Origin of the sequence: Flavobacterium sp. GSA192, assembly GCF_006386525.1 — a bacterium.
Lineage (GTDB): Bacteria > Bacteroidota > Bacteroidia > Flavobacteriales > Flavobacteriaceae > Flavobacterium > Flavobacterium commune.
Genome location: NZ_VAHC01000007.1, coordinates 212,585 through 230,428 on the forward strand (window position 1 = coordinate 212,585; position 17,844 = coordinate 230,428).

At 34.2% G+C, this 17,844-nt stretch carries 22 protein-coding genes; all 22 read right to left on the bottom strand.

Annotated features, from left to right (window positions below; genetic code table 11):
- Positions 1 to 36: 36 nt before the first annotated feature.
- Positions 37 to 1,020: an SDR family oxidoreductase gene (locus tag FDM27_RS14935; RefSeq protein WP_140487709.1), complete on the bottom strand. Its 984-nt coding sequence runs from the start codon at positions 1,018 to 1,020 to the stop codon at positions 37 to 39.
- A 20-nt stretch (positions 1,021 to 1,040) separates the two neighbouring features.
- On the bottom strand, positions 1,041 to 3,494 hold the full coding sequence (locus FDM27_RS14940) for a polysaccharide biosynthesis tyrosine autokinase (protein WP_140487711.1): 2,454 nt from the start codon (positions 3,492 to 3,494) through the stop codon (positions 1,041 to 1,043).
- 15 nt (positions 3,495 to 3,509) lie between these two features.
- The gene (locus tag FDM27_RS14945) at positions 3,510 to 4,295 is read right to left on the bottom strand and encodes a polysaccharide biosynthesis/export family protein (RefSeq protein WP_071183826.1); all 786 of its coding nucleotides are present in this window, start codon (positions 4,293 to 4,295) and stop codon (positions 3,510 to 3,512) included.
- Between the two features lie 69 nt (positions 4,296 to 4,364).
- Positions 4,365 to 4,985, bottom strand: coding sequence for a recombination mediator RecR (gene recR / locus FDM27_RS14950; protein ID WP_140487713.1), 621 nt, complete (start codon positions 4,983 to 4,985; stop codon positions 4,365 to 4,367).
- A 104-nt stretch (positions 4,986 to 5,089) separates the two neighbouring features.
- The gene (locus FDM27_RS14955; protein ID WP_071183828.1) at positions 5,090 to 5,455 is read right to left on the bottom strand and encodes a CoA-binding protein; all 366 of its coding nucleotides are present in this window, start codon (positions 5,453 to 5,455) and stop codon (positions 5,090 to 5,092) included.
- 288 nt (positions 5,456 to 5,743) lie between these two features.
- The gene (gene ctlX, locus FDM27_RS14960) at positions 5,744 to 6,679 is read right to left on the bottom strand and encodes a citrulline utilization hydrolase CtlX (RefSeq protein WP_140487716.1); all 936 of its coding nucleotides are present in this window, start codon (positions 6,677 to 6,679) and stop codon (positions 5,744 to 5,746) included.
- A gap of 89 nt (positions 6,680 to 6,768) precedes the next feature.
- Positions 6,769 to 8,046 (bottom strand): citrate synthase, encoded by a 1,278-nt coding sequence (locus tag FDM27_RS14965; RefSeq protein ID WP_140487718.1) that lies wholly within the window; start codon positions 8,044 to 8,046, stop codon positions 6,769 to 6,771.
- A gap of 156 nt (positions 8,047 to 8,202) precedes the next feature.
- Positions 8,203 to 9,495, bottom strand: a complete 1,293-nt coding sequence (eno, locus tag FDM27_RS14970; protein ID WP_071183831.1) for a phosphopyruvate hydratase — start codon at positions 9,493 to 9,495, stop codon at positions 8,203 to 8,205.
- Positions 9,496 to 9,714: 219 nt separating this feature from the next.
- A complete protein-coding gene (gene carA / locus FDM27_RS14975) occupies positions 9,715 to 10,815 on the bottom strand; it encodes a glutamine-hydrolyzing carbamoyl-phosphate synthase small subunit (protein WP_140487720.1) in 1,101 nt (366 codons plus the stop codon).
- Between the two features lie 192 nt (positions 10,816 to 11,007).
- On the bottom strand, positions 11,008 to 11,502 hold the full coding sequence (rplQ, locus tag FDM27_RS14980; protein WP_071183833.1) for a 50S ribosomal protein L17: 495 nt from the start codon (positions 11,500 to 11,502) through the stop codon (positions 11,008 to 11,010).
- Positions 11,503 to 11,565: 63 nt separating this feature from the next.
- The gene (locus FDM27_RS14985) at positions 11,566 to 12,558 is read right to left on the bottom strand and encodes a DNA-directed RNA polymerase subunit alpha (protein ID WP_071183834.1); all 993 of its coding nucleotides are present in this window, start codon (positions 12,556 to 12,558) and stop codon (positions 11,566 to 11,568) included.
- 21 nt (positions 12,559 to 12,579) lie between these two features.
- The gene (gene rpsD, locus FDM27_RS14990) at positions 12,580 to 13,185 is read right to left on the bottom strand and encodes a 30S ribosomal protein S4 (protein ID WP_035659213.1); all 606 of its coding nucleotides are present in this window, start codon (positions 13,183 to 13,185) and stop codon (positions 12,580 to 12,582) included.
- 88 nt (positions 13,186 to 13,273) lie between these two features.
- On the bottom strand, positions 13,274 to 13,657 hold the full coding sequence (gene rpsK, locus FDM27_RS14995; protein ID WP_026714629.1) for a 30S ribosomal protein S11: 384 nt from the start codon (positions 13,655 to 13,657) through the stop codon (positions 13,274 to 13,276).
- A gap of 8 nt (positions 13,658 to 13,665) precedes the next feature.
- Entirely contained in the window at positions 13,666 to 14,040 is a 375-nt protein-coding gene (rpsM, locus tag FDM27_RS15000) for a 30S ribosomal protein S13 (RefSeq protein WP_035659214.1), read from the bottom strand.
- 2 nt (positions 14,041 to 14,042) lie between these two features.
- Complete coding sequence (ykgO, locus tag FDM27_RS15005; protein WP_002987490.1) at positions 14,043 to 14,159, bottom strand: type B 50S ribosomal protein L36; 117 nt, start codon at positions 14,157 to 14,159, stop codon at positions 14,043 to 14,045.
- An 11-nt stretch (positions 14,160 to 14,170) separates the two neighbouring features.
- Positions 14,171 to 14,386: a translation initiation factor IF-1 gene (gene infA, locus FDM27_RS15010; RefSeq protein ID WP_026714631.1), complete on the bottom strand. Its 216-nt coding sequence runs from the start codon at positions 14,384 to 14,386 to the stop codon at positions 14,171 to 14,173.
- 4 nt (positions 14,387 to 14,390) lie between these two features.
- Positions 14,391 to 15,737, bottom strand: coding sequence for a preprotein translocase subunit SecY (secY, locus tag FDM27_RS15015; RefSeq protein ID WP_071183835.1), 1,347 nt, complete (start codon positions 15,735 to 15,737; stop codon positions 14,391 to 14,393).
- A gap of 13 nt (positions 15,738 to 15,750) precedes the next feature.
- A complete protein-coding gene (rplO, locus tag FDM27_RS15020) occupies positions 15,751 to 16,203 on the bottom strand; it encodes a 50S ribosomal protein L15 (RefSeq protein WP_071183836.1) in 453 nt (150 codons plus the stop codon).
- Between the two features lie 11 nt (positions 16,204 to 16,214).
- On the bottom strand, positions 16,215 to 16,397 hold the full coding sequence (gene rpmD, locus FDM27_RS15025; RefSeq protein ID WP_026707002.1) for a 50S ribosomal protein L30: 183 nt from the start codon (positions 16,395 to 16,397) through the stop codon (positions 16,215 to 16,217).
- An 11-nt stretch (positions 16,398 to 16,408) separates the two neighbouring features.
- The gene (gene rpsE, locus FDM27_RS15030; RefSeq protein WP_085949269.1) at positions 16,409 to 16,933 is read right to left on the bottom strand and encodes a 30S ribosomal protein S5; all 525 of its coding nucleotides are present in this window, start codon (positions 16,931 to 16,933) and stop codon (positions 16,409 to 16,411) included.
- Between the two features lie 3 nt (positions 16,934 to 16,936).
- Positions 16,937 to 17,287 (bottom strand): 50S ribosomal protein L18, encoded by a 351-nt coding sequence (rplR, locus tag FDM27_RS15035; RefSeq protein ID WP_140487722.1) that lies wholly within the window; start codon positions 17,285 to 17,287, stop codon positions 16,937 to 16,939.
- 13 nt (positions 17,288 to 17,300) lie between these two features.
- A complete protein-coding gene (rplF, locus tag FDM27_RS15040; RefSeq protein WP_071183839.1) occupies positions 17,301 to 17,843 on the bottom strand; it encodes a 50S ribosomal protein L6 in 543 nt (180 codons plus the stop codon).
- Position 17,844: the final 1 nt, after the last annotated feature.

The window sequence follows — 17,844 nt, forward strand, 5'->3', positions numbered from 1 at the left end:
CTCTAACTTCCAACTTCTGACTTCTAACTTCTAACTTCATTTCAAATTATTCCAATACCAATCTACCGCAATCCTAAGTCCTTCCTGCAATGAATACTGCGGATTGTACCCCAACAACTCTTTTGCTTTATCAATACTCGCTAATGAATGTGGAATATCTCCCGCTCTGTTAGGCCCGTGAATTACAGCCACGTCTGCAATTTTAGCATCGTAAACACTCAAATATTGTTTTAAATAGCCAACCAAATCATTCAGTGTATTTCTGTCTCCATAAGCGGTGTTGTAAACCGTATTGACCGCTTCAATTTTATCTGTCGAAATTGCCAATTCATTCATTTGAATTACATTATCAATATAAGTAAAATCACGTGAGTAATTCCCATCACCATTGATAGTAATGCTTTCGTGATTCATTAATTGCATTACAAATTTTGGAATTACTGCCGCATAAGCGCCATTAGGATCTTGTTTTCTTCCAAAAACATTAAAATAACGCAAACCTACTGTTTCTATTCCATACGTCTTACTGAAAATTTCAGCATACAACTCGTTTACATATTTAGTAATCGCATAAGGCGAAAGTGGTTTACCGATAACATCTTCTACTTTTGGCAATCCTACTGAATCTCCATAAGTTGAAGAACTGGCGGCATACACAAAGCGTTTTACTTTGCCCTCTGTAGCTGCCTGTAACATATTCAAAAAACCCGAAACATTAACATCATTAGTCGTAATCGGATCATTGATAGAACGCGGAACCGAACCCAAAGCCGCCTGATGCAACACATAATCAACACCCTGAACCGCTTTTTTACAATCTTCGAAATTTCGAATATCACCTTCGATTAAAAGAAAATCAGGATTATCAATACAGGCTTTCAAATTATGACGGTGACCTGTGGCAAAATTATCGAGACAAATCACCTTATTGCCTTTGGACAAAAAATATTCACACAGATTAGAACCTATAAATCCTGCTCCTCCGGTAATTAAAATGGTATATTTTGTTATTTCTCTCACTGACGTATTTGAATTTCTTATTAGACTTTTCTAATTTTCTTCATTATTTTTTTCAAAACATTCTTTGGTTTTTCCTCTTCATGATAACCGTTAGAATAATCTCCGTAACCATAGCCATAGCCGTACCCATAAGCAGATCCATACTTGGCTTTATTTTCAAATCCATTCAAAATAATACTCACATTATTCATTTCTCCACGTTTAACCCTGTTATTCAATAATGGAATCATTTCTTTCTTAGTAATATTTTGCCTTACTATATACAAAGTAACATCAGCATATTGCCCTAACTCCAAAGAATCCGAAACCAAACCAACAGGAGGAGTATCTAAAATAATGTAATCGTAATTCTTTTTTAACTCCTCAATCAACTCTGCCATAGCTTCACCAATAATCAACTCCGAAGGATTAGGCGGAACCGGCCCTGAAAGAATCACATCCAGATAAGGAATAGAGGTTGTATTGACTATTTGGTCTAAACTTTTTTGTTTAATCAAATAATTAACCACACCTACATCATTGGTTAAATTAAATTCCTCTGACAATTTTGGTTTCCTCAAATCCAAACCAACAATTACTGTCTTCTTTTCGCTTAAAGCAAAAACCGTAGCGATATTAATCGAACAAAATGTCTTTCCTTCACCACTTACCGAAGAGGTTATCATAAGGGTTTTAGCTCCTTCAACATGCTGCCTTTTATACAAAAACTGTAAAGACGAGCGAATGGCTCTAAAAGATTCAGATAAAGCCGATTTAGGCTTATCAAAAACCGCCAATTCTCCATTCTCTTTATACACACCTACAACTCCTATTAACGGAATTTGAGTTTGCTTGCTTACATCTTCTGCGTTTTGGACCGAATTATTGATAAAAAAGAGCACAAAAATAAAAAGCAACGGAATTAAGATTCCCAGAAAAAGTGCCGATACATAATTTACAGAAGAATTAGGTCCTATCAAGCCTCCACCCACATCTTTGGCCGGATCGATAAAATGAATATCGGATAAATTGGCTGCTTTTACAATATCGGCTTCGCTTCTTTTTTGAAGAAAAGTGCTGTAAATATTATCACTTAAATCGTATTTCCGCTTTATTTTAACCAATTCCTGTTGATCATCAGGTAACTTTTTAATATTCCCTTCAGCCTGATTAATTTTACTGTTCACCAAACCTAAGTCAAATTGCAACGATGATTTTGCGCTAGCTATATTTTCTAACAAAACACTTTTAATAGCCTCCATCTGATTGTCAAAATCCCGGAATATCTTATCGCTTTTTACAGCATAAGCCATTTCCGAACGTTGGGTAGAAAGAGCAATCAGCTTGGAAATATTAGCTACAATATTAGGATCTTCAATTCCGGCAACGGATGGCGCAGGAAGTCTGGAATAATCAACACTGTTTTTTAAATAGGCTTTAAGCGAATTATAATAACTTATTTTTCGAACAATAGCATCTTTTTCCACATCATATTGAAGAATTTTATCCGAAAACTTAGCTCCTCCATCTTCAATGTTTAAAACATCTTTTCCTTTCTTAAAAGACTTCAGCTCTTCTCCGGCTGTCTTTAATTGCGATTCCATAGCCACAAGAGTACTATCAATAAAAGCAATGGTATTGGTTGCAAATCGATTCTTTTTATCCAATTGCCTTTTAATCAGCATATTCACCGTTGCATTGAGATACTCTACCATTCGGGCCTTATTAGTCCCAGTTAATTTTAAACTAAGTATCGAAGCTCCTTTTTCGTCAGCACTAACGTTTATTCCTCTGTAACGGGAAACGGTACCGTCAAAGTTATTGAATCGTACAAAATACTCTTTACCCTTATAAAAACCGGGATTGTCTTTTATTTGTAATTTCCAGTGTAAAAACGGCAACGAAACCTGTTCGCCTACTTTGTATTTCTTAACAAAATCACCTACAACTACAGCAGTATTACTATACGAATTATCAGAATAAGTAATTAATGAAGCCGAATTGCCTTCAAAAATAATTTTTATTTGATATTCCGATTCGCTTAAAAATTGAATAGCAATCAAAGCTCCTGAAAGCTGCCCTTTGTTTTTATCAATAGTTAGATAAAACGGAACAGCACCATAAGCATCGACCATATTGTACTTTTCCTGTACCAGATAATCAATGTAAAACTGCAATTGATCAACAACTAATTCGTTATGAGAGCGGGATTGTAAGGTGGTTAAAATGGTCTGCATCTGATCGGAAACTCCTCCCCAATTGAATGTCAAACTCGTATTAGAAGTAAACAACGGATTATTCTCTTCTTTTACCGAAATCAAAGTTCCAATTTCGTAAATTTTCTCTTTACGAATATTCACCTGATAAGCAATAGTAAATGTAATGATTAAACTAATTAAAAACCATTTCCAATAACTCAGTATTTTTATTAGCAAACCTTTAAAGTCAAAACTAACTTGGTTTTCAAAAATGGAAAAATCTTTTATATCTAACATTTATTAAAATGTGTTTTATCTTAATAATAAAAAAACAGTTGTACCTAATGATATCAATGTAAAGATTGTACCTAAAGATTCTATACCTGTTTTCCCTGTACCCCAGGTTTTTTGTCTTAGCGGTTTTACATAAATATAATCATTGGGTTGCAAATAATAATAAGGTGAATTTACCACATTTATATCTGTCAAATCAATGTCGTGCATTTCATTTCCTGTTGGGGTTTTCCGGATAATGGTAACCGCTTTTCTATTTCCTAAAAGTGTAATATCGCCAGCGTTAGCAATGGCTTCCATGATATTTACATTTTCCTGAAACAAAGTTTTAGTCCCTGTACTTCCTATTTCGCCATTAATAGTATAACGAAAACCGGCCAATTTTACTATTACAAAAATATTGGCTTCTTTCTTAAAATATTCGGCTAATAATTGTTTTTCTATACGTTGTCTTACTTCATCAAGAGTGTAACCTATTACATTTAACTCTCCTAAAATAGGCATTCTGATATTCCCGTGATCATCTACCGTAAAACCACTAAAATACAAAGCCGCTTCTGATTTTCCTGATTCTCCACTACTTGTAGTACTAAAAATCTCGACTAATTTAGGATCATTCGCTTTAATACTAATACTCAAAACATCATTAGATTGCAGACGATAAGGCTTAGACACCACTGCCGAAATCGATGTTTCAGCATTGGTTTCGTTTTTATTTTGCAAATAAACCAAATCCCTTGTTGAAATACAGGAGGAAAACAACACACTAATACTTAGCAATAAACCAAATAGATACTTACCCATTTTATTATTTTAGATAACAAATATAGCTTTTCATTTATTATATTGAAAGCCTCGTTTGTATTAAACCGATTAATTATTTTTTATAGCTTTTTCAAACGGTAAACGCTGCAAAATACTCCTTCCTAAGGTCACTTCATCAGCATATTCTAATTCATCTCCCACGGCAATTCCCCGCGCAATTGTTGAAATAATTATCCCTGAATCAGCTATTTGCTTGTAAATATAAAAATTGGTGGTATCCCCTTCCATCGTAGAACTCAGTGCAAAAATAACTTCACTCAATTTTCCTGATTTCACTTTTTCGACCAAACTCGCAATCTTTAACTGACTGGGTCCAACTCCGTCAATAGGCGAAATTTTTCCTCCCAAAACATGATAAACACCTTTAAACTGCCCTGTGTTTTCAATAGCCATTACATCACGAATATCTTCAACCACACATACCAATTGATGATTTCTGTTTGTATTACTGCATATTTCACAAATGGTTGTATCCGAAATATTATGACAGCTTTCGCAAAATTTAATCTCCTCACGCATAGCAACCAATGCCTGTGTTAAAAAACCGGTTTGCTCTTTAGGCTGTTTTAACAAATGCAAAACCAGTCGCAAAGCTGTTCGCTTACCGATTCCAGGCAATTGCGAAATTTCATTGACTGCTTTTTCTAATAATTTTGAAGAAAATTCCATAGTTGCAAATGTAACAATTTGTTTATTGAAATTATTGATTATTCTAAAATGAAAAAGCCATCTTCTTTAGGAAAACGGCTTATTTTTTTAAAAAATCGTAAAAATCAATATTGATTTGTTACCAACAAAGTCAGCGTACAAGCCACATCTACTTTTATATTATTTAATTCTAAAAGTTGGTACAACTCCGGATTCTCTGTTCCCGGATTAAAAATGACACGTTTAGGCTGTGCCTCTACTATATAATTATAATAATCACGCTGATTTTTGGCATTCAAATACAAAGAAATCGTATCAATATTTTTTAAAGGAATAGCTTTAGTCCTAATTTTAATTCCCGCCACTTCAGCTGTATTTTGACCAATCGCTAAGACCGAATGTCCTTTTTCAACAAGCAGCTCAATTGCTTTAAACACTGGTTTATGAGCTTTTGCAGAGGCTCCAAGAACCAAAGTTTTTTTATTTTTCATTTCGAATTATTTTTTTACAAAAGTAGTAAAAATAGAACTACCAACGAGCTATTAAAATAGGACATATACACCAATTCCAAAAATAAAAAACAACCACGAATTCCACGAAAAAACACAAATTGGGATGTCATAATATTTCACGAATCTGCCAAAGGCAGATAAAAAAATGTGTGTGTGTGTGTGTGTGTTTTAATCATTACTATTTGCGTTAATTAGTGTAATTCGGGGCAAAAATAGAACTCCTGTATTTACCCTGAATATTAAAACCAACCTAACTTATCAAACTCATTAATTCTTGGGAAGGAAAATCTCAGCTAGCATACATCGGGCGCTTCCTCCGCCACAGTTTTCGATAGTTTGCAAATCAGCACTCAAAATACTCCCATATTTCCCCAACTGATTCTTTTGTGCAGCGTTCAACGACTCAAGAGCTGTAGTACTCATTACAACATACCTTTTATCATTAGTACCCGAAAGTTCTAACACATTTCCGGCAAATTGCTCCACTTGTTGCTCACTTATTAGAACAATCTCTTTCCCACTGGCTCTTAGATTATCCAAAACCATTTTGCGCTCTTTTTTATCATCAATCATATCGGCGCAAATTATTGCAAAATGTTCTCCAACACTCATCATCACATTAGTATGATAAACCAGTTGTTGTTTTCCGTCAACCATATGATAGGCTTCAAAAATAACCGGAGCATAATCAAAATCTTCACAGAATTCAATAAAAAGTTCTTCATTGGCCCTTGGAGACAAAGCACAATAAGCAATCGAATTGACTCTATCCAAAACCACACTACCGGTTCCTTCCAAAAAAATTTCTTCTTCTTCAGCCGAAGTAAAATCAACTACATTTTCAATCACAAAACTTTTTTCTTCCAGAATATCTAAAATATCTTCCCGACGTTCAGTTCTGCGGTTCTCGGCAAACATTGGATACAAAACCACATCACCATTATCGTGAAACGAAATCCAATTATTTGGAAAAATACTATCCGGAGTATCCGTTTCCTTTGTATCATCTACCACCACAACATTAACACCCACACCTTGGAGCTGACTTACCAAAGCATCAAATTCCTGTTGTGCTTTAGCATTTACTGCTGCCGGCAGCATTCCGCTTAATTCTTTTTGAAAATGATTATTAATCGTCGTTTGCTCATTCATTCTAAAAGCCACAGGACGAATCATCAAAACTGAATTTGTTACTTGTTTCATTGAATTCAAAACTATTATTTGTTGCTTACGCCAAAGATAAAAAAAAGCTTCACTTTTCAGTGAAGCTTTTAGATTGATATAATTTTATATTATACTGGTTTTTTAAATTCTCTTAAAGGAGATCCAGTGTAAATCTGTCTTGGTCTTCCAATAGGCTCTTTGTTTTCACGCATTTCTTTCCATTGTGCAATCCAACCTGGTAATCTTCCGATAGCAAACATTACTGTAAACATATCAGTAGGAATTCCTAAAGCTCTGTAGATAATTCCTGAATAGAAATCTACGTTTGGATATAAATTTCTAGCTTTAAAGTATTCATCTTCTAAAGCTGCCGCTTCTAATCTTTTAGCAATATCTAAAATTGGATCATCAACACCTAAAGTTGCTAATACTTCATTAGCTGCTTTTTTGATGATTTTAGCACGAGGATCGAAGTTTTTGTAAACTCTGTGTCCGAATCCCATTAAACGGAATGGATCGTTTTTATCTTTTGCTTTAGCCAAATACTTTTCAGTATCTCCACCATTTTGGTGAATTTCTTCTAACATTTCAAGAACTGCCTGGTTAGCACCTCCGTGTAAAGGTCCCCATAAAGCAGAAACTCCAGCAGAGATAGAAGCAAATAAACCTGCGTGAGAAGAACCTACCATTCTTACTGTAGAAGTAGAACAGTTTTGTTCGTGATCAGCATGTAAAATAAATAATTTATCAAGAGCTTCAGTTACAACAGGACTTAATTTATAAGGCTCAGTTGGCAACTCAAACATTAATCTCATAAAGTTTTCTACATATCCTTTAGTATTATCATAATAATTCAAAGGATACCCCATACTTTTTCTATAAGTCCAAGTTGCGATAACCAAGAATTTACCCATAGTTTTACAAACTGCCTGATATAATTCTTTTTCGTTTTCAACATTTACTGATTTTGGATTGAAAGCAGTTAAAGCACTAGTTAAAGCCGCTAAAACTCCCATTGGGTGAGCTGTTTTAGGGAAACCATCGATAATACCTTTCATCTCCTCATTTACTAAGGTATGTTTTCTAATATCTGTTTCAAATTGTTCTAATTGAGCAGCTGTTGGCAATTCACCAAAAATTAAAAGATAAGAAACTTCTAAAAAGTTAGCCTGATCTGCTAAATCTTCAATAGCATATCCTCTGTAACGCAAAATTCCCAGTTCTCCATCTAAGAAAGTAATTCCACTAGTACAAGAACCTGAATTTTTATAACCTGGATCAATAGTGATTGCTCCTGTTAAATCTCTTAACTTGTTAATATTGATTGCTTCTTCGTTCTCGCTTCCTTTAATAACAGGAAACTCATACTTCTTACCATCAATTTCTAATATAGCTGTTTTTGACATAATAATTTGAAATAATTCTTTACACTTAATAATTTACCAAATCTAAGGATAATAACATTAATTAAAAAGGGAAAAAAGCAGTGATATTGTTAAATTTAAAAAAATAAAGCCATTCATTTAATATGAATGGCTTTAAAAAATAACAAACTGTTATTCTTATTTTATTTTGAATGCTTTTAATCCAGGAAAATAAGCAGTATTTCCTAATTCTTCTTCAATTCTTAACAATTGGTTGTATTTAGCCATACGATCAGAACGTGAAGCCGAACCTGTTTTAATTTGACCACAGTTTAAAGCTACTGCTAAGTCAGCAATTGTATTATCTTCAGTTTCTCCTGAACGGTGAGACATTACTGAAGTATAACCTGCATTTTTAGCCATGTTAACTGCTGCAATAGTTTCAGTTAAAGTACCAATTTGGTTTACTTTGATAAGGATTGAGTTAGCAATTCCTTTTTCAATACCAGTTGACAAACGTTGAACATTAGTTACAAACAAATCATCCCCTACTAATTGAACTTTATCACCAATTTTTTCAGTTAATAATTTCCAACCTTCCCAGTCATTTTCGTCCATACCGTCTTCGATAGAGATAATTGGGTACTTAGTTGTTAATTCAGCTAAGTATTCAGCTTGCTCAGCAGAAGTTCTTACTTTACCAGTTTCTCCTTCAAATTTAGTGTAATCATATTTACCGTCTACATAAAACTCAGCAGAAGCACAGTCTAAAGCAATCATAATTTCGTCACCAAAAGAATAACCCGCTTTTTCAACAGCCAATTTGATAGTATCCAAAGCATCTTCAGTTCCACCAGCTAAGTTTGGAGCAAAACCTCCTTCATCACCTACAGCCGTAGAAAGACCTCTATCGTGTAATACTTTTTTCAAGTTATGAAAAATCTCAGTACCCATTTGCATAGAATGAGTAAAAGAAGTTGCTTTTACCGGGAAAATCATGAATTCCTGGAAAGCGATCGGAGCATCAGAGTGAGAACCACCGTTGATGATGTTCATCATTGGAACAGGTAATGTATTAGCAGAAACCCCACCTACATATCTGTACAATGGCAATCCTAATTCAGCAGCAGCAGCTTTAGCTACAGCCAAAGAAACTCCTAAAATAGCATTAGCTCCTAATTTAGATTTGTTTGGAGTACCATCTAAATCAATCATCATTTGATCGATTAAGTTTTGTTCGAAAACAGAAGTTCCAACAAGTTCTTCAGCAATAACAGTATTAACATTGTTCACTGCATTTAAAACTCCCTTTCCTAAAAAAGCTTTTCCTCCATCACGTAATTCTACAGCCTCGTGCTCACCAGTTGAAGCTCCAGAAGGTACAGCAGCTCTACCTAAAACACCATTTTCTGTAATTACATCTACCTCTACAGTAGGATTACCTCTTGAATCAAGAATTTGTCTTGCATGAATTTTGATAATAATACTCATATTACTTAGTTTTTAAATTTTCGGTTACAAATATATTCTAAGTTTTTCAAACAAAGCACTATTTTTTTCATTCGTTATCAACGAAAACGTTATAAAAACATTTTTTAAACATAATTTAAAATAAAGTTTACAATTTATAAGCAACACAAAGACTTAGGACAAAAAAAATAGGCCAAACAAAAAATGTTTAGCCTACCAATATACTTGAATATCAAAAAATTATTTTTTCAAATTTTCAACAAATTGATCAAATAAATAAGAAGAATCATGTGGCCCTGGACTAGCTTCCGGGTGGTATTGAACAGAAAAACAATTTTTATTTTTCATTCTCATACCAGCTACAGTTCCGTCATTTAAGTGAAGATGTGTAATTTCCATTTCCGGATTAGCCTCCAACTCTTCTCTATTTACTGCAAAACCGTGATTTTGAGAAGTAATCTCACCTTTGCCAGTAATCAAATTACTAACCGGATGATTGATTCCACGGTGACCGTTGAACATTTTATAAGTAGAAATTCCATTAGCCAAACCTATAACCTGATGTCCTAAACAAATTCCAAATAACGGCTTATTGTTAGCCAAAATTTCTTTAGCAACAGCTATAGCACCATCTAAAGGCTCCGGATCTCCAGGACCATTTGAAAGAAAGAAACCATCAGGATTGAAAGAAGCTAAATCTGTATAAGATGCATCATAAGGAAAAACCTTAATGTAGCAATCTCTCTTAGCCAGATTACGAAGAATATTAGTTTTAATACCTAAATCCAAAGCCGAAACTTTATATTTAGCATTTTCATCTCCATAAAAATAAGGCTCTTTTGTGGAAACCTTAGAAGCTAATTCCAGACCTTTCATATCCGGAACCTTAGCTAAAGATGCTTTTAATTCTTCAATTGGAGTACCATCTGTACAAATTACAGCATTCATAGCTCCGTTTTCTCTAATATAACTTACTAAAGCACGAGTATCTACATCAGAGATACAGATTAGATTGTGTTTTGCAAAATAATCTTCTAAACTTCCTGAAGCATCTACTCTGGAATAGTTAAAACTGAAATTTTTACAAACCAAACCAGCAATTTTAATTCCGTTTGATTCTACTTCATTTTCATTAACGCCATAATTTCCAATGTGCGTGTTAGTGGCCACCATGATTTGTCCAAAATAAGATGGATCAGTGAAAATTTCCTGATAACCAGTCATTCCTGTGTTAAAACAAACTTCACCAAAAGTGGTTCCGCTGATTCCGATAGATTTTCCGTGGAATATAGTTCCGTCACTTAATAATAGAACGGCGCTTTTTCGTGTTGTGTATTTCATTTGTTTTTAAATATGGTGCAAATTTAATTCATTAAAGCAGTGAAAGCAACAATTTTAAAAAATTATTTCAAAATTGAAATTAGAACTTATAATTAACTGCCAAGGTAACTTTTGGATAACAAAAAATCAAAAAAAAAGGATAAACTAAATAAATAGTTTATCCTTGATTTTATTGAATGATTATCTTCATAATTATTCAGCAGCTTCAGCAGTAGTATCAGTTTCTGCAGCAGGAGCTTCAGTAGCTGGAGCTTCTTCTGTTTTCTTAGCTTTACCACCACGACGGCTTTTTGCTTTTTTAACTTCTTTTTTACCTCCGTTGTAAAGTTCGTTAAAATCTACTAATTCGATCATTGCCATATCAGCATTATCTCCTAAACGATTTCCAACTTTAATGATACGAGTGTACCCACCTGGACGGTCACCAACTTTAGCAGCTACGTCTCTGAATAAATCAGTTACCGCATATTTGCTACGTAAGTTAGCAAAAACAATACGACGATTGTGAGTCGTATCATTTTTAGATTTTGTTATAAGCGGCTCAACAAATTGTTTAAGTGCTTTTGCTTTAGCAACAGTAGTATTAATACGTTTGTGCTCGATAAGAGAACAAGCCATATTAGCTAACATAGATTTTCTATGCGCAGTCTGTCTGCTTAAGTGATTGAATTTTTTTCCGTGTCTCATGACATTTTTTTTTAAACCTTCATCTTGCTACAATCCTCTTTGGAGAGCAAAATACGAAGTTATTTATTCTTTATCTAGTTTGTATTTCGCTAAATCCATTCCGAAAGTCAAATTCTTAACTGCTACAAGTTCATCTAGCTCAGTTAAAGATTTTTTACCGAAATTACGGAATTTCATTAGGTCATTTTTATTGAACGATACTAAATCACCAAGTGTATCAACTTCAGCCGCTTTCAAACAATTTAAGGCTCTCACAGACAAATCCATATCAACAAGCTTAGTTTTAAGCAATTGTCTCATATGTAATGATTCCTCATCATAAGATTCTGTTTGTGCAATTTCATCAGCCTCAAGTGTAATTCTTTCGTCAGAGAACAACATGAAATGGTGAATTAGAACTTTAGCCGCTTCAGTAAGTGCATCTTTTGGATTAATAGAACCATCAGTTTTAATTTCAAAAACTAATTTTTCATAATCTGTTTTTTGCTCAACACGGAAGTTTTCAATAGCGTATTTTACATTTTTTACCGGAGTAAAAATTGAATCTGTAAAAATAGTTCCAATTGCAGCATTCTGTTTTTTGTTCTCTTCAGCAGGAACATATCCTCTACCTTTTTCGATTGTTAAATCAAGGTTTAATTTGATTTTAGAATCTAAATTACAGATAACAAGTTCTGGGTTCAAAACTTGGAAACCTGAAATAAACTTTTGAAAATCACCAGCTGTTAGCTGATCTTTACCTGAAACAGAAATAGAAACTGATTCATTATCAATATCTTCAATTTGACGTTTGAAACGCACTTGTTTTAGATTAAGGATAATTTCGGTAACATCTTCAACAACTCCTGAAATAGTAGAAAACTCATGATCTACACCTTCTATGCGAACAGATGTAATTGCATACCCTTCCAATGCTGAAAGCAAAACTCTTCTAAGTGCATTACCAACAGTCAATCCATATCCTGGTTCCAAAGGTCTAAATTCGAATTTACCTTCAAAATCGGTTGAATCGATCATGATAACTTTATCGGGCTTTTGAAAATTAAATATTGCCATAAATTTCGACTAAGTCAATTATTATTTGTTGTACAACTCTACGATTAATTGTTCTTTAATGTTTTCTGGAATTTGAAGTCTAGCAGGTACAGCTACGAAAGTACCTTCTTTAACGTCATTGTTCCAAGTAATCCATTCATAAACTTGACTTGAATTAGATAAAGAACGTTCGATAGCCTCTAAAGATTTAGATTTTTCACGAACTGCAACTTTGTCACCAGGTTTAAGGTGGTAAGAAGGAATGTTTACAACTTCACCGTTAACAGTGATATGTCTGTGAGAAACTAATTGTCTAGCACCTCTTCTAGAAGGAGCAACGCCCATTCTGAATACTACGTTATCCAATCTTGCCTCACATAATTGCAAAAGAACCTCACCAGTAACACCTTTAGTAGCTGATGCTTTTTTGAATAAACCTCTGAATTGTTTTTCTAAAATCCCATAAGAATATTTAGCTTTTTGCTTCTCCATTAACTGGATAGCGTACTCAGATTTTTTACCTCTTTTTTTAGCCATCCCGTGTTGTCCAGGAGGGTAATTTCTTTTTTCGAAAGATTTATCATCTCCGAAGATTGCTTCGCCAAATTTACGAGCAATTCTAGTTTTAGGACCAGTATATCTTGCCATTTCAATGAATTAATTAAGGTAGAGATTATGAATTCAGGTCATATCCTTCGATAATCGTGATTCTACCTAGTTATACTTAAATTTAATATTAAACTCTACGTCTCTTTGGAGGACGACAACCGTTGTGTGGCATTGGAGTAACGTCAATAATTTCAGTTACTTCGATTCCACCGTTATGTATAGAACGGATAGCAGACTCACGTCCGTTTCCTGGTCCTTTTACATAAACCTTAACTTTTTTCAATCCAGCTTCAAGAGCTACTTTACTACAATCTTCTGCGGCCATTTGAGCTGCGTATGGAGTGTTCTTTTTAGAACCTCTGAAACCCATTTTACCAGCTGAAGACCAAGAAATAACTTCACCTTTTTTGTTAGTCAAAGAAATGATGATGTTATTGAAGGTAGCAGAAATATGAGCTTCTCCCGTTGATTCAACGATAACTTTACGTTTTTTTGTAGTTGCTTTAGCCATATTACTTATTATTTAGTTGCTTTTTTCTTGTTAGCAACAGTTTTTCTTTTACCTTTTCTAGTTCTAGAGTTGTTTTTAGTTCTTTGTCCTCTTAATGGAAGACCAGTTCTGTGACGGATTCCTCTGTAACATCCAATATCCATTAAACGTTTGATGTTTAAAGATACTTCTGAACGTAACTCCCCTTCAATTTTGAATGCTCCAACAGCCTCACGAATTGCTCCGATCTCGTCATCATTCCAATCTTGAACTTTTTTATCTTGGCTAACTTGAGCTTTCTCTAAAATCTCAATAGCTCTACTTTTTCCTAATCCGAAGATATAGGTAAGTGCAATAACACCTCTCTTGTTTTTTGGGATATCTACCCCTGCTATTCTTGCCATAATTATCCTTGTCTTTGTTTAAATCTAGGATTCTTTTTGTTTATTACGTATAATCTTCCTTTTCTACGTACGATAATGCACTCGGCACTTCTCTTTTTTACTGATGCTCTTACTTTCATTGTGAATATCTTTAATATCTATAAGTAATTCTTGCTTTAGACAAATCGTAAGGACTCATTTCCAGTTTCACTTTATCACCAGGTAATAATTTGATATAATGCATACGCATTTTCCCCGAAATATGAGCAATCACAACATGTCCATTCTCTAATTCTACACGGAACATCGCATTTGATAATGCTTCAATGATTGATCCGTCTTGTTCTATTGCTGATTGTTTTGCCATAAAATTAAGCTACTGCTTTTCTATTTTTTCCGCTTTTCATTAAACCATCATAATGTTTATTCAACAAGTATGAGTTGATTTGTTGAATTGTGTCAATTGCAACACCTACCATAATAATTAATGAGGTACCTCCAAAAAACATTGCCCAAGATTGCTGAACATCCATAAGACTTACAACAATGGCTGGGAACACAGCTATTAGAGCAAGAAATAAAGAACCTGGAAAAGTTATCAAAGACATCACTTTGTCAAGAAAATCAGAAGTTTCAGCTCCTGGTCTAACACCAGGAATAAAACCACCACTTCTTTTAAGATCATCTGACATTTTATTAGTAGGAACCGTAATTGCAGTATAAAAGAATGTAAATACAACGATTAAAGTTGCAAAAACAAAATTATACCAAAAACCGAACATATTACTGAAAGCACCTACAATAGATTGTGAAGTATCGGATTTTGACAATCCTGCTACAGCAGCAGGAATAAACATAATTGCTTGCGCAAAAATGATAGGCATAACCCCAGCAGCATTAAGCTTCAAAGGAATCCATTGTCTGTTTCCACCTAACATATCTTGTTCAAAATCACCAGAAGCAGTACGACGTGCGTACTGAACTGGTATTTTTCGAATAGCCATAGTTAACAACACACATGCAATGATAACTAAAAGCCAAATAATTATTTCAATCACTAACAACATTGGTCCACCGTTGTTATTAGTAACTCTAGTTGTAAATTCCTGAATAAATGCTTGAGGGAATCTTGCTAAAATACCCACCATAATTAATAGTGAAATACCGTTACCAATTCCTTTATCAGTTATCTTTTCCCCTAACCACATGGCAAAAATAGTACCTGTAACTAAGATAATTACTGAAGAAAATAAGAATTCAAAAGAATTAAAACCTAATAAAAATGCACTTCCTGGTAGCGTTCTGTAAAGATTGTAGATATACGTAGGTCCCTGAACTAAAGTAATAACGATAGTCAACCAACGTGTAATTTGATTAATCTTTTTTCTACCACTTTCTCCATCACTTTGTAATTTTTGCAAATAAGGAATAGCAATTCCCATAAGCTGTACAACGATAGATGCAGAAATATAAGGCATAATTCCTAAAGCAAAAACTGACGCTTTAGAAAAAGCTCCTCCAGTAAACATATCCAAGATAGATCCAAGACCGTTTTCGGTCTGACCAGCAAGGCTGTTTAATTGTGTAGCGTCAATTCCCGGAAGAGTAACGTGTGCTCCAAAACGATAAACTAAAAGCAGTCCTAAGGTCATTAGGATTCTGTTTTTTAGTTCCTCGATTTTCCAAACATTACTTAATGATTCAATAAATTTCTTCATACTAATTGAAAAATTATATTGTTACAGCCTCTCCACCAGCAGCTTCAATAGCAGCTTTTGCAGTAGCAGTAAATTTGTGAGCAGTTACTTTTAATTTAGCTTTCAATTCTCCTCTTCCTAAAATCTTTACAATTTCATTCTTAGTAGCCAAACGGTTTGCAACAAAAACTGTCATATCAACAGTATCTGTAATCACACCATTATCAACTAATAATTGAAGTGTATCTAGATTAACACCTTCGTATTCTTTACGATTGATGTTTGTAAAACCAAACTTAGGAACACGTCTTTGAAGTGGCATTTGACCTCCTTCAAAACCAATCTTTTTAGAATATCCAGAACGAGATTTTGCTCCTTTGTGTCCACGTGCAGCGGTACCACCTTTTCCAGAACCTTCTCCTCTACCAACTCTCTTATTTTGATTGTGTGTTGACCCTTCAGCTGGTTGTAAGTTACTTAAATTCATAACAGTATTTGTTATTTAGCTTCTTCAACAGAAACTAAGTGTTTAACTTTGTTTATCATCCCAAGGATTGCAGGGTTTGAATCATGCTCTACAACTTGACCCATTTTACGTAGTCCTAAAGCCTCTAATCCTCTTTTTTGATCAAGCGGACAGTTGATTTTACTTCTAACTTGTTTTACTAATAATTTAGCCATAATTTCCTTGATTAACCTTTAAAAACTTTTTCTAAAGATACTCCTCTTTGTTTTGCAACGGTGTGAGCACTTCTCATTTGTAATAAAGCATCAAAAGTTGCTTTCACTACGTTGTGAGGATTTGATGATCCTTGAGATTTTGACAATACATCGTGAATACCTACTGATTCAAGAACCGAACGAACAGCTCCACCAGCAATAACTCCTGTACCATGAGAGGCAGGAATTAAGAACACACGTGCACCACCAAATTTTCCTTTTTGTTCGTGAGGAACTGATTGACCATTCAATGGAATTCTAACTAAATTTTTCTTAGCATCTTCTACTGCTTTCGCAATTGCTTCAGAAACGTCTTTAGATTTTCCTAATCCATGACCAACTACTCCGTTTTCATCACCTACAACTACAATAGCAGAAAAACCGAAAGCTCTACCACCTTTTGTAACTTTAGTAACACGATTAACACTTACCAGACGATCTTTAAGTTCAAGACCACTTGGTTTTACTAATTCTACATTTTTGTATTTAGACATAATATATTAGAATTTAAGTCCAGCCGCTCTTGCGCCTTCTGCTAATGATTTAATACGACCGTGGTATAAGTATCCTCCTCTATCGAATTTTACTGTTTCAACCCCAGCTTTTAACGCTTTTTCTGCAACAAGTTTTCCAACTGCAGCTGCAACTTCAACGTTAGTACCTTTTCCTATTTCTTTTTCTCTTGAAGAAGCAGACAACAATGTAACTCCGTTTACGTCATCAATTAATTGAGCATAAATTTCTTTGTTACTTCTAAATACAGATAATCTTGGACTAGTAGCAGTACCACTAATCGTTTTTCTGATTCTGAATCTGATTCTCTGTCTTCTTTGAGGTTTTGTTAATGACATAATCTCTTATTTTTTAAGCTGATTTACCTGCTTTTCTTCTTAATACTTCACCTACAAATTTAACACCTTTTCCTTTGTATGGTTCTGGCTTACGGAAACCTCTGATTTTCGCAGCTACAGCTCCTAAAAGTTGTTTATCTAATGATGTTAATTTTACAATTGGGTTCTTACCTTTTTCAGATATAGTTTCAACAGTTACTTCTGGAGCAACTTCTAAAACAATATTATGAGAAAATCCAAGTGCCAAATCTAATTTTTGTCCTTGATTAGAAGCTCTGTAACCTACCCCTACCAATTCTAATGATTTAGTAAAACCTTCAGTTACACCAACAACCATATTGCTGATTAAAGATCTATATAAACCGTGTTTTGCTCTTTGATCTTTATGATCAGATGATCTTTCTACTAAAACTTGATCACCTTCAACTGTTACAGTTACGTCCGAGAACTCCTGTGTTAGTTGACCATTTTTTCCTTTTACTGTAATGATACCGTCTTTAACTTCTACAGTTACTCCAGCAGGGATTACAATTGGGCTTTTACCTATTCTTGACATC

What these genes read in the sequence shown, in the direction of transcription:
- FDM27_RS14940 (WP_140487711.1), bottom strand. Translation starts at nt 3,494, where the DNA reads ATGTTAGATATAAAAGATTTTTCCATTTTTGAAAACCAAGTTAGTTTT.
- FDM27_RS14945 (WP_071183826.1), bottom strand. Translation starts at nt 4,295, where the DNA reads ATGGGTAAGTATCTATTTGGTTTATTGCTAAGTATTAGTGTGTTGTTT.
- recR (WP_140487713.1), bottom strand. Translation starts at nt 4,985, where the DNA reads ATGGAATTTTCTTCAAAATTATTAGAAAAAGCAGTCAATGAAATTTCG.
- FDM27_RS14955 (WP_071183828.1), bottom strand. Translation starts at nt 5,455, where the DNA reads ATGAAAAATAAAAAAACTTTGGTTCTTGGAGCCTCTGCAAAAGCTCAT.
- ctlX (WP_140487716.1), bottom strand. Translation starts at nt 6,679, where the DNA reads ATGAAACAAGTAACAAATTCAGTTTTGATGATTCGTCCTGTGGCTTTT.
- FDM27_RS14965 (WP_140487718.1), bottom strand. Translation starts at nt 8,046, where the DNA reads ATGTCAAAAACAGCTATATTAGAAATTGATGGTAAGAAGTATGAGTTT.
- eno (WP_071183831.1), bottom strand. Translation starts at nt 9,495, where the DNA reads ATGAGTATTATTATCAAAATTCATGCAAGACAAATTCTTGATTCAAGA.
- carA (WP_140487720.1), bottom strand. Translation starts at nt 10,815, where the DNA reads ATGAAATACACAACACGAAAAAGCGCCGTTCTATTATTAAGTGACGGA.
- rplQ (WP_071183833.1), bottom strand. Translation starts at nt 11,502, where the DNA reads ATGAGACACGGAAAAAAATTCAATCACTTAAGCAGACAGACTGCGCAT.
- FDM27_RS14985 (WP_071183834.1), bottom strand. Translation starts at nt 12,558, where the DNA reads ATGGCAATATTTAATTTTCAAAAGCCCGATAAAGTTATCATGATCGAT.
- rpsD (WP_035659213.1), bottom strand. Translation starts at nt 13,185, where the DNA reads ATGGCAAGATATACTGGTCCTAAAACTAGAATTGCTCGTAAATTTGGC.
- rpsK (WP_026714629.1), bottom strand. Translation starts at nt 13,657, where the DNA reads ATGGCTAAAGCAACTACAAAAAAACGTAAAGTTATCGTTGAATCAACG.
- rpsM (WP_035659214.1), bottom strand. Translation starts at nt 14,040, where the DNA reads ATGGCAAGAATAGCAGGGGTAGATATCCCAAAAAACAAGAGAGGTGTT.
- ykgO (WP_002987490.1), bottom strand. Translation starts at nt 14,159, where the DNA reads ATGAAAGTAAGAGCATCAGTAAAAAAGAGAAGTGCCGAGTGCATTATC.
- infA (WP_026714631.1), bottom strand. Translation starts at nt 14,386, where the DNA reads ATGGCAAAACAATCAGCAATAGAACAAGACGGATCAATCATTGAAGCA.
- secY (WP_071183835.1), bottom strand. Translation starts at nt 15,737, where the DNA reads ATGAAGAAATTTATTGAATCATTAAGTAATGTTTGGAAAATCGAGGAA.
- rplO (WP_071183836.1), bottom strand. Translation starts at nt 16,203, where the DNA reads ATGAATTTAAGTAACTTACAACCAGCTGAAGGGTCAACACACAATCAA.
- rpmD (WP_026707002.1), bottom strand. Translation starts at nt 16,397, where the DNA reads ATGGCTAAATTATTAGTAAAACAAGTTAGAAGTAAAATCAACTGTCCG.
- rplR (WP_140487722.1), bottom strand. Translation starts at nt 17,287, where the DNA reads ATGTCATTAACAAAACCTCAAAGAAGACAGAGAATCAGATTCAGAATC.
- rplF (WP_071183839.1), bottom strand. Translation starts at nt 17,843, where the DNA reads ATGTCAAGAATAGGTAAAAGCCCAATTGTAATCCCTGCTGGAGTAACT.